2 protein-coding genes and 1 pseudogene are annotated in these 1489 nt (G+C 51.9%); all 3 read left to right on the top strand.

Translation table 11 applies throughout. The annotated features are described in order from the left end of the window. Positions 1-201 (top strand): integrase core domain-containing protein (locus I3253_RS20315; protein WP_197919488.1); only part of this gene is annotated, 201 nt, incomplete at its 5' end. 4 nt (positions 202-205) lie between these two features. Continuing rightward, a pseudogene (locus I3253_RS20310) lies at positions 206-604 on the top strand (transposase); the annotation flags it as partial. A gap of 114 nt (positions 605-718) precedes the next feature. Beyond that, positions 719-1285 carry a hypothetical protein gene (locus I3253_RS20305; RefSeq protein ID WP_197919601.1) on the top strand — a complete coding sequence of 189 codons (567 nt, stop codon included), beginning with the start codon at positions 719-721 and terminating at the stop codon, positions 1283-1285. Positions 1286-1489 lie beyond the last annotated feature (204 nt).

The following is a 1489-nucleotide window of genomic DNA, read 5'->3' as shown; positions in this document are numbered from 1 at the left end:
ATCGCGGCCTGGGCGGCTGACTACAACACCGAACGACCCCATTCAGCCTTGGACTACCAAACCCCGGCTGACTATGCACGGACCCTGACCACCGCAATCGCCCGCCCCGCTACGCGAGATGAAAGCTCCACGCGTCGGGCGATTGCTCAACCTGCGCCAACCGGCGTAAACACAAACCGGGCTCCGGTCGCGGCTGGATGAAAGTTCAGTGGCAGGTCACCAGGCCTTCGACCAACCCGACCGTGCATCTGCCGGTGAGACCTGGCGCAAGGTGGCAGATCAGCTCCGCTCTCGCTGGCCCAAGCTGGCCGAATTGATGGATGAGAACGAACATGACGTGCTGGCCTACATGGCCTTTCCGCGCCAGCACCGCACAAAGTTGCACAGCACAAACCCGATCGAGCGCCTGAACAAAGAGGTGAAGCGTCGCGCCGACGGGGTGGGAATCTTCCACAACGAACCTTCCATCATCCGCCTCATCGGCGCCGTGCTGTTCGAGCAAAACGACGAATGGCAGACTGCCAGCCGCTACATGATGGTCGAAGCCTTCGCCCAGATCGACCACGAGGAGATAGACCCAATTCTCAGCATCAAAGCCGCCTGATCATGACCTCAAGCCACCCACGAAATTACACCACCTTGACGGACGTGACCATTACATTTTTAACGATTGTGCTCGAGGCAAATTATTGTCATACACCTCCTAGGTGCGCTACTGATGATCAAATACTGGAGTGGGAACGATTTGAAAAAAAGTAGATCCAATGCTCTATTGTCCTTCTATGTCATTCTGTTTTCGGCGCTAGCAATCTACTTGTTGCCAGTCGTACTAAATGAACGCGCCTTCGTATATTTGTTCGGATGGGTGGACTGCATCAAGCTGGCTAATCGTCGATCAGACCAATTTGCACAGGTCTGGGAGGAAACAGCACGCTATTTTAATCTCACATTAGCACTAGCACCGGGGTTCCTGGTTGGGCACGGACTGGCACACGTATTATCCTATTCTGACGGAAAAAAAAGGATCAAGCCAAAGATTCCGGAAGTCCCAGTAAAGGGTGTTCTATGGTCTCTGGTATCTTTAGGCATTTCCTTATCGTTTATGTTCTTACTTCCGGTTGCGGAGGAAAATGATGGTCTTTCCAAAATTGGGATTTTATATCACCCTACGATTGCACCAGTTAGCTTTTCAGTTGCGATTTCTCTCATGTACTATTCGGTCGCCGCTCTAATTTTTATTGCCTTCAAAAGAGATGATTTATGTCAAACGCAGAATATGGACTAGATGGCAATTTCACAGCTGAGGCGATACTAGGCCTTGGCGGCGAAATTGTGTTCGGGAGCGCCGACGAGGCCTTAAGTAGTGTCAACGCTACGGATGCTTTTCGCATGTCTGCGAAAATCGGGGGCTTTGAAGTGGTCCCGGTTTTTCGGACAGCTCAGCGGCTGATCTAAGGTGTATCCGGGTTGGTTTTCATGCCGCCAATTT

This window comes from Thiosulfatihalobacter marinus (assembly GCF_016019955.1).
GTDB classification, from domain to species: Bacteria; Pseudomonadota; Alphaproteobacteria; order Rhodobacterales; family Rhodobacteraceae; genus Shimia; species Shimia marinus_A.
Note: the sequence above shows the minus strand (reverse complement) of the source record. Positions and strands in the feature narration are given on the sequence as shown.

Bases quoted from the DNA above. Each gene is read 5' to 3' on its own strand.
- I3253_RS20305 (WP_197919601.1), top strand. From the start codon at position 719: ATGATCAAATACTGGAGTGGGAACGATTTGAAAAAAAGTAGATCCAAT.